This is a genomic window from Micromonospora sp. NPDC023633 (assembly GCF_040640035.1).
In the GTDB taxonomy this organism is placed as follows: Bacteria; Actinomycetota; Actinomycetes; order Mycobacteriales; family Micromonosporaceae; genus Micromonospora.
In genome coordinates this window covers 26,469-33,753 of sequence record NZ_JBFABB010000002.1, presented here as the reverse complement: position 1 = coordinate 33,753, position 7,285 = coordinate 26,469, and the positions used below count along the sequence as shown (strand labels likewise).

General features: G+C 68.3%; 6 protein-coding genes. 4 read left to right on the top strand and 2 right to left on the bottom strand.

Annotated features, from left to right (window positions below; all coding sequences use genetic code 11):
- Positions 1-294: 294 nt before the first annotated feature.
- Positions 295-1,557, top strand: a complete 1,263-nt coding sequence (locus AB0G13_RS01000) for a DUF6461 domain-containing protein (protein WP_357866991.1) — start codon at positions 295-297, stop codon at positions 1,555-1,557.
- Positions 1,558-1,664: 107 nt separating this feature from the next.
- Here AB0G13_RS01000 and AB0G13_RS00995 read toward each other — a convergent pair whose 3' ends face one another.
- Positions 1,665-2,369, bottom strand: coding sequence for a response regulator transcription factor (locus tag AB0G13_RS00995; RefSeq protein ID WP_357866988.1), 705 nt, complete (start codon positions 2,367-2,369; stop codon positions 1,665-1,667).
- Complete coding sequence (locus AB0G13_RS00990) at positions 2,366-3,172, bottom strand: HAMP domain-containing sensor histidine kinase (RefSeq protein WP_357867160.1); 807 nt, start codon at positions 3,170-3,172, stop codon at positions 2,366-2,368. The genes AB0G13_RS00995 and AB0G13_RS00990 overlap by 4 nt, the downstream gene beginning before the upstream one ends.
- Positions 3,173-3,377: 205 nt before the next feature.
- Between AB0G13_RS00990 and AB0G13_RS00985 the strand changes: the two genes are divergently transcribed.
- The 3 genes from AB0G13_RS00985 to AB0G13_RS00975 are packed head-to-tail and all read left to right on the top strand — an operon-like array spanning position 3,378 to position 7,281.
- Positions 3,378-4,412: an ABC transporter substrate-binding protein gene (locus tag AB0G13_RS00985; RefSeq protein ID WP_357866986.1), complete on the top strand. Its 1,035-nt coding sequence runs from the start codon at positions 3,378-3,380 to the stop codon at positions 4,410-4,412.
- The gene (locus AB0G13_RS00980) at positions 4,409-6,160 is read left to right on the top strand and encodes an iron ABC transporter permease (RefSeq protein ID WP_350679600.1); all 1,752 of its coding nucleotides are present in this window, start codon (positions 4,409-4,411) and stop codon (positions 6,158-6,160) included. The genes AB0G13_RS00985 and AB0G13_RS00980 overlap by 4 nt, the downstream gene beginning before the upstream one ends.
- Positions 6,157-7,281 (top strand): ABC transporter ATP-binding protein, encoded by a 1,125-nt coding sequence (locus AB0G13_RS00975; RefSeq protein WP_357866982.1) that lies wholly within the window; start codon positions 6,157-6,159, stop codon positions 7,279-7,281. The genes AB0G13_RS00980 and AB0G13_RS00975 overlap by 4 nt, the downstream gene beginning before the upstream one ends.
- The last annotated feature ends 4 nt before the right edge of the window (positions 7,282-7,285 follow it).

The following is a 7,285-nucleotide window of genomic DNA, read 5'->3' as shown; positions in this document are numbered from 1 at the left end:
TCGCTGTCGCCGGAGGGGCGGGAAACCTGCCCCGGGCGACATCGAGATGACCGACAACCTCACTCCACAGCAACCCTGGCCCGGCGCTCCGGGCCCGGGTGGGATCGACGCGCCGGACCCGGCCAGTGCGGCGGCTTCCGATGGGTCAGCTGTCCGTGGCGGTCCCGGCCTGTGACCGAGGCCCTGGTCGATGAGTTCGGTGAGGTTGAACTGTGTGGTGGCCGTACGCGTGCTCCGTGTGTCAACCATGTGCGTTCGCCGGCCCTCCGGCGGACCTGATCGGAGGGGACCTGTATGCCCGAGGCGCTGCCCCAGTTTCACACGCTCGACGAACCTGTGGTGTCGCGGTCCGGCCGGTGGGAGCTGCGTTACGACGCCGATGGTCGTGCGGTGATCGCCGACCGGGACGGCACGGTGACCTGGTCCGCGGGTGCCGCCGGAGTCCTGCGCCTCGAGCCGAGCGGCGTCTTTGCGGTGTACTCCCGCGACGAGGTCGTATGGCGCGGTGACCTGCAGGTCGTCAAGTACACCGCGCTGCGCGTCTCCGACGACGGTGACGCGGTGCTGTACGACGACGGGTTCCCCGTCTACAGCGTCCTGCACGGGCCGATCGAGCCGGTGTCGCTGGGTGACCGGGCGCCGGTGGCGGAGATCCGCCACAACCGGTTCATCCGGTCGGCAAACGGCAAGCGCACCGTGTATCGCACCGCCGACGGCACCGGCCTGGTCTACCGGACCAGGCTGGGCCCTGGCCTGGCCTCGATCGTCGTCCTGCAACCCGCAGAGGTCCACCGGGCCGAGCAACCCGACACCTGGCTGACCTGGCGGTTTCTCGACGACGGTGTTCACGGCGCGTGGCGGCTTGTGCTCATCGGCCCCGACGACGCTGTCCACTGGGTTTTCGGCAGGGAGATGGGCATCGCCCGGAGCGCCGGGTCCGACGACGACGGTGATGCGCCGGAGTGGCTGGCCAAGGGCCTGAAGGCGGGCTCCGCCTACTGCATCACGGTGATCTACGACGTCGACCCGGACGAGGCGCTGCGCCGATTCGGGGCACTGGACGCGGAGATCTCCACTGCTACGTGGACGCAGCTGCGACGGCGGGCCGACTTCGAGGATCTCGATTCGGAGGGGATGGTCGTGGCAGCGTTCGCGCTGGGCTCACACACCCTGCTCGTCGAGGACGGCGGCTACGAGGCCGTCGACCGGCCGGATCTGTCCCGCGGCACGTTCGCGGTCTCGTCGTTCCGCAGCGCCGATGACGGCCACCGCTTCCTGGTCAGCGAGGACGGCGAGGTGCTCGCATCCTTCACGCACGGCTTCGCCAGCCTTGCCGAAGGCGCCGATCCGACGGTGTTGACCGAGCCACTTGCCGAGATGGGCATCGACGACATCGATGAATTCGACGACGACGACGACAGCTTCCTGGACGACGTGGAACTGCTGTGCCGGGTCGCGGGTGTCAGCCCCGAGATCGGGGACGTCACCGGCCCCGCCCGGGGCGCGATTCTGCGCAGGCCGGACGTCCGCAGGCGTAGGTTCGCCAACTCTGCGTAAGGACGCCAAGCTCGACCGAATCGTGCAGGTGAGCGCCGGCCGACGGATATCCGGGAAACCTCACGGGCGACCGTGCGAATCCCGGCCCCTTCAGGGCCGGGAGGATGTCAAGGTTGGTCGGCGGGCAGGTCGGGCATGAGGTAGCCGACGCCGCGTAGGGTGCGCAGGTAGTTGGTGCCGCCGGGGATCGCCGCGAGCCGGGACCGCAGCCGGTAGATCGCCGACTTGACCACGTCACGCCCGCCGAGTAGGTCCGTCGTGCCCCAGACGGTGCGCAGCAGCTCCTGCCACGACTGCGGAACGCCCCGCCGGTTGGCGAGGTGGACCAGCAGCTTGAATTCGGTGAAGGGCAGGTCCAGCGGCCGCTGCGAGAGCGTCACCGTCTGGGCGCCCGGGTCGATGACCAGGTCGCCGATGCGGATGACGGCACCGCGGTCGCGCCGTCGGCGTACCAGCGCCTGGGCCCTGAGTGCGACCTCTCGCGGGTGGAAGGGCTTGGTGACGTAGTCGTCGGCGCCGTGCTCCAACCCGGCGATCACGTCGTCGTGCTGGGCCAGCGCGGTCAACAGCATGATCGGTACCTCGGAGCGGGCCCGAATCCGCTGGCACAGGGTCAGCCCGTCCATGCTGGGCATCATCACGTCGAGGATCACCAGGTCCACCTGGTGCTGTTTGAACAGCTGCAGCGCGGTCGCCCCGTCATGCGCGGTCAGGACCTGGAAGTCCTGGGTCTGCAGGGCGAACTCGACGATGACCGCCATCTGCGGCTCGTCGTCGACCACCAGCGCGGTCGGCCTGTCCGCACCGGTCACGACTGGCCGGGCAGGGTCAGGAGGAAGGTGGTTCCCCGGGTCGACGCGGTATGCACCATGATTTCGCCTCCGTGTAGCTCCACGATCGTCTTCGTGATGACCAGGCCGAGCCCGGTGCCGTCCGCGAGGGGGAACCCGGTGGCGAAGCGCTGGAACAACCGCTCCCGTTCCGCCCGGGTCATCCCCGCACCGTCGTCGGTCACATAGATCGCCACCCCGGTGTCGATGGCCATGACGCGGACGTCGATGCTACCGCCGGGCGTGGTGAACCGGCTCGCGTTCGACAGCAGATTAGTCAATGCCTGGGTCAGCAGCATCGGGTCACCGGGGATCCACGGCATCACTTGCGGAGTGTCCAGGGTGATGCGCTGGCCGCGCTGCTCGCACAGCGAGCGCATCGCCGCGACCACGTCCCGTACGACGACGGAGACGTCCAGTTTCTCCAGCCGGGGCGTGAACAGCCCGGCTTCGATCTTCGCCTGGATCAGCAGGCTCTCGCACAGGGCGATCACCTGCGTGCACTGATGGCCAGCGACCTGCAGAAAACGTTCCTGCGCCGGGGTGAGCGGGCCCGGTGTGCCCTCCCTGAGCAGATCCAACGCGCCTTTGATCATGCTGATCGGGGTACGCAGCTCGTGGCTGAGCGCGTTGACCTGGTCAGCCCGCCGCTGCAAGAGGGTCTCCAGGTGGACCAGCTCGGCCTCGCGTGACCGGGCTCGCCGGCGCAGCACCGTCGCGCTCGCCCCGGCGCCGAGCAGTATGCCGCCCAGCGCCGCGGTCACCAGCCACCAGCCCGCGATCATCGCCACCCTCGCCCATCAACCGGATCTACGTAACGTACGTGCCGGCGCCGTGCGCGGTTCAGTGTTGGTGACAGCGGCGTCACTGAGGCTCACTTCGGCGTTACCGCCCGGCCTGTCACACACGCCTAACCTTGCCGAAACATCGAGCTGCGAGCCCCTGCGGCTCCGCGATACGGAGGTCGACGTCGTGATGAGAAGGTGGGCGGTGGCGCTGACGGCTTTGACCGTCGTGGCCGCCACTGCGGGCTGTGCCAAGGAGCAGTCGAGTGCCGACAACGCGGCAACCGACGGTCACATCGTGCATGTGGCCTGCGGCGCCACGGAGGACTGGTGCGCGGCGACGACCAAGAAGTTCACCGAGACCACCGGGGTCAAGGCCGACTTCGTCCGGCTGTCCAGCGGCGAGGCACTCGCCCGGATCAAGGCCGGCAAGTCCAACGCGGAATTTGACGTCTGGTACGGCGGCCCGGCCGACGGTTTCGCGGCGGCGGGGGCCGAGGGGCTGCTGGAGCCGTACGTCTCACCCAACGCGAGCGTCATCCCGACCAAGTACAGGGATCCGCAGGGCATCTGGACCGGGGTCTACGTGGGCGCGCTCGGCTTCTGCAGCAACACCAAGCTGCTGGAAAAAAAGGGCCTGGGGGTTCCCGACTCCTGGGCCGACCTGTTGGACCCGAAGCTGTCCAAGGACATCGGGATCGCCCACCCGTCCACCTCCGGTACCTCGTACACCGCGCTGTGGACGCAGGTCCAGCTGGCCGGGGGCGACGAGACCAGGGCGCTGGAGTACATGCGCAAGCTGCACCCGAACGTCCTGCAGTACACCAAGTCGGGCGCGGCACCGGCTCAGATGGTCGCCCGCGGTGAGGTCGCTGTCGGCGCCATCTTCTCCCACGACTGCGTGGCCACCATGGAGGCCGGCTTCCCCGACCTGAAGGTCAGCTTCCCCGCCGAGGGCACCGGCTACGAGACCGGCGGCGTCGCCCTGGTCAAGGGGGCCAAGAACCCGGTCAGCGCCAAGAAGTACATCGACTGGGCACTGACCACCGAGGCGCAGGAGATCGGCCCGACCGTGAAGGCCTACCAGTTCCCGACCAACCCCGGAGCGAAGGTTTCCGAGAAGGTCGTCGATTTGTCCTCGATCAAGTTGGTCGACTACGACGCGGTCGCCGCGGGTGAGGCCAAGTCAGCGCTCAACAAGCGCTTCGACGCAGAAGTTGCGCAGGCACCGAAGTCATGACCGCCCTGCTGCCTGACCGTGACCTGGCCACCGTGCCGACGGTGGCCACCACGCGGCGGCGGCGCAAGGTTGACCCGGGTATCCGGGTGCTGATCGCCGCCAGCGCCGCGCTGGTGGCGATCGGCGCGGCCATCCCGCTCATCGCGGTTCTGGCCACCGCCTTCGCGCCGAACGCGCTGCCCCGTTACGCAGAGTTCTTCACCTCCCAGGTCGACCTGACGATTTTGCGCAACACCCTGGTCCTGGGCGCGCTCGTCGGCCTGTGCGGCACCGCCCTGGGCTTCCTGTTCGCCTTCGTCCAGGCCCGCCTGGACGTGCCGGGCAAGAAGATTCTGCATGTGATCGCGATGATGCCGATCGTCAGCCCACCGTTCGCGGTGGCGACCGCGACGGTCGTCCTCTACGGCCGCCGCGGCGTGATCAGCAACGGCATCTTCGGGCTCGAATACGACATCTACGGCCTCGACGGCCTGGTCTTCGTACTCTCGCTGTCACTGTTCCCGGTCGCCTACCTGGGCCTGCTCGGCATGCTCCGCGGTCTGGACCCGGCGCTGGAGGAGGCCGCCATGAACATGGGCGCCAGCCGCTGGCAGATCCTGCGCACCCTGATCCTGCCGCTGATCGCCCCCGGCCTGGTGGCACCCTTCCTGCTGCTGTTCGTCGAAGCGATCGCCGACCTGGCCAACCCGCTGGTGCTCGGTGGCGACTACACCGTGCTGGCCAGCCGCGCCTACCTGGCGGTGACCGGCGAATACGACCTGACCAGCGCCGCGGTCTACAGCGTGATCCTGCTCGTGCCCTCGCTGGCGATGTATTTCGGCCAGCGCTGGTGGCTCAACCGCAAGGTGCGCACCACGATCACCGGCAAGCCATCGGGCAGCGTCCACCTGATGACCGGCTGGGGCCGCTGGCCGATCTACGGGCTTGCCGTGTTCATCGCCGCGATCATCGTCAGCCTGTACGGCACCGTGATCGTCGGTTCGGTGACCAAGGTCTTCGGCGTCGACAACAGCCTGACGCTGGACTACCTGAAAGAGGTGGTCGCCGGCGTCGGCGTGGAAGCCGTCGTGGACACGCTGACGTTCGCAGCCATCGCCACCCCGATCGCGGGCGTGGTCGGGCTCGTGATCGCCTGGCTGGTCGTGCGTCACCTGCGCCGCACCGCCTGGCTGCTCGACCTCGGGGGCACCCTCGGTGTCGCCGTGCCCGGCACGGTGCTCGGCATCGGGTTCGTCCTGGCCTACCGGCCCGACCGGTACATCGGCGACTTCGAGGTCTTCCCGAGCCTGGTCGGCGGCAGTGCGCTCGCCGCCGGGGCGGTGTCGATCGTGCTGGCGTACGTGGTGCGCAGCATCCCGGCCGGGCAGCGCATCGCGGTCGGCGCGCTGAGTCAGCTGCACCCGCACATCGAGCAGGCGTCGACGGACCTGGGCGCCAGCCCGGTGCAGACGTTTCGTTTCGTCACGCTGCCGCTGATCCGCCCGGCCCTGCTCACCGGACTGAGTTACAGCTTCGCCCGCAGCATGACCTCGGTGTCGACCATCGTTCTGCTGGTCACCCCGGAAACGAAGATCATTACTTCCCAGGTGCTCAGCGCCGCCAGCACCGGCAGATACGGGGTGGCGTTCGCCTACTGCACCGTCCTGACCGCGATCGTGCTTGCCGGCTTCGGCCTGATCCGCCTCATTGTCGGCGCGGGTGCCTCGCTGCACCGCACCGCGAAAACCGAAAGGCAGAAGGAGCAATGACCGCCGCACCTGCAATGGCCGCTCCCGCGACCCGTGAGACCGCCAGCGGTCGCCTCCAACTGGAATCACTGACCAAGCGGTTCAACGGACGTACCGGCCTGGTGACCGCGGTGGACCAGGTGGACCTCGACGTGCAGCCCGGGGAGTTCATCACCCTGCTGGGCCCTTCCGGCTGCGGCAAGACCACCACCCTGCGGATGGTGGCCGGGTTCGAGGACGCCTCCGGCGGGCGCATCATGCTCGACGGCAAGGACATCGACAACCTGCCGCCACAGCGGCGACCGATGGCCATGGTGTTCCAGAGCTATGCGCTGTTTCCGCACCTGAGCGTGGCCCAGAACATCGCCTACGGCCTCAAGCTGCAGAACAAGCGCAAGGACGAGATCGCCGCCGCCATGCGGATGGCAGTCACCAGCATGAACCTGGTCGGGCTGGAGGACCGCAGCCCGCACGAGCTCTCCGGCGGGCAACAGCAGCGGGTGGCACTCGCCCGGGCACTGGTCGTGCAGCCCAAGGTGCTGCTCTTCGACGAGCCGCTGTCCAACCTGGACGCCAAGCTGCGCAACGCGATGCGGGCCGAGATCCGCCGTATCCAGAAGATGTTCGGCATCACCAGCATGTACGTCACCCATGATCAGGACGAGGCGATGAGCATGTCCGACCGGATCGTGGTGATGAACAAAGGCAAGGTCGAGCAGGTCGCCAGCCCCGGCGAGATCTATGCCCGGCCGGCCAGCGTCTTCGTCGCCGACTTCATCGGCCGGGCGAACTTCCTGGAGGCGGTACCGGAGCGGGTCAGCGACGGCCTGGCCACGCTCACCGTCCTGGACCGCCAGATCACCGTGCCCGCCCATCCGAAGGTTGCCACCGGCACCCAAGGGGCCCTGATGGTACGGCCCGAGAACGCCCGCCTCGTGCCGGTGACCGACGGCGGTACCGGGATCGGTGTTGTGCTGCGATCCACGTTCCACGGCCCCAGCATCGACTACGAGGTGGAGACCACCGGCGGAACGATCACCGTCACCGAGCCCGGGGCCGACCCGCGTGAGGCGCTCGGTGAAGGGGTCAACGTCAACGTGACCTTCGACCCGATCCGGGCATACCTGCTTACCCGAGACTGAGCAG

Bases quoted from the DNA above. Each gene is read 5' to 3' on its own strand.
- AB0G13_RS00975 (WP_357866982.1), top strand. From the start codon at position 6,157: ATGACCGCCGCACCTGCAATGGCCGCTCCCGCGACCCGTGAGACCGCC.
- AB0G13_RS01000 (WP_357866991.1), top strand. From the start codon at position 295: ATGCCCGAGGCGCTGCCCCAGTTTCACACGCTCGACGAACCTGTGGTG.
- AB0G13_RS00990 (WP_357867160.1), bottom strand. From the start codon at position 3,172: ATGATCGCGGGCTGGTGGCTGGTGACCGCGGCGCTGGGCGGCATACTG.
- AB0G13_RS00980 (WP_350679600.1), top strand. From the start codon at position 4,409: ATGACCGCCCTGCTGCCTGACCGTGACCTGGCCACCGTGCCGACGGTG.